The 927-nt window shown below is 47.4% G+C and carries 1 protein-coding gene; it reads left to right on the top strand.

The features are described 5' to 3' along the window. Positions 1-5 precede the first annotated feature (5 nt). Positions 6-917, top strand: a complete 912-nt coding sequence (gene hemF / locus AOC28_RS11230) for an oxygen-dependent coproporphyrinogen oxidase (protein ID WP_072584068.1) — start codon at positions 6-8, stop codon at positions 915-917. Positions 918-927: the final 10 nt, after the last annotated feature.

The following is a 927-nucleotide window of genomic DNA, read 5'->3' as shown; positions in this document are numbered from 1 at the left end:
CCCAAATCGATATCGCAACCTTAAAAGAGTATTTTTTAGGCTTGCAAGATCGCATCACCACTGCTATGAGTGCATTGGATGGCAAAGTCTTTGTTGCTGATGAGTGGCACAAACCTGAAGACAGCAAACTCAAGGGTTATGGTCGCACCTGCATTTTGGATGGCGGCAATATTCTGGAAAAAGGTGGAGTAGGCTTCTCTCATGTCCGTGGCGATCAAATGCCCCCTTCTGCATCACATCATCGTCCAGAGGTAGCAGGTCGTAGCTTTGAAGCAATGGGCGTGTCTTTGGTATTCCACCCGAATAACCCCAAAGTACCCACCACGCATATGAACGTGCGTTGCTTTATTGCGCAAGCACCTGGTAAAGAGCCGGTATGGTGGTTTGGGGGTGGCTTTGACCTCACGCCCTATTACGGCGTTGATGAAGACTGCAAACACTTTCATCAAACCGCTAAAGATGCCTTAGACCCTTTTGGCGAGGAGCTCTACCCTCGTTTTAAAAAATGGTGCGATGAATACTTTTACTTAAAACATCGCGAAGAGCCTCGTGGTATTGGCGGCGTTTTCTTTGATGACTTTAATGAGCTTGGGTTTGAGAAAAGTTTTGCTATGACTCGCGCAGTAGGCGATGCATTTATTTCTGCTTACCTACCAATCGTGCAGCGCCGCTATCAAGATAGCTTCACTCCCGAAGAAAAATCTTTCCAAGAGTATCGGCGCGGTCGCTATGTGGAATACAACCTGATCTTTGATCGTGGGACTATCTTTGGTTTGCACTCTGGTGGTCGCACCGAATCCATTTTGATGTCGATGCCACCAGTAGTTCAGTGGTGGTACAACTGGCAACCCAAGCCTGGTACTCCTGAGGCAAAGCTGTATGACTATTACCTTAAGCCACGAGATTGGCTAGTTTGAGCGCTATAAA

Source organism: Polynucleobacter sp. MWH-Adler-W8 (assembly GCF_001889925.1).
Lineage (GTDB): Bacteria > Pseudomonadota > Gammaproteobacteria > Burkholderiales > Burkholderiaceae > Polynucleobacter.
The sequence above is the reverse complement of the archived record's forward strand: the minus strand, read 5'-3'. Positions and strand labels throughout refer to the sequence as shown.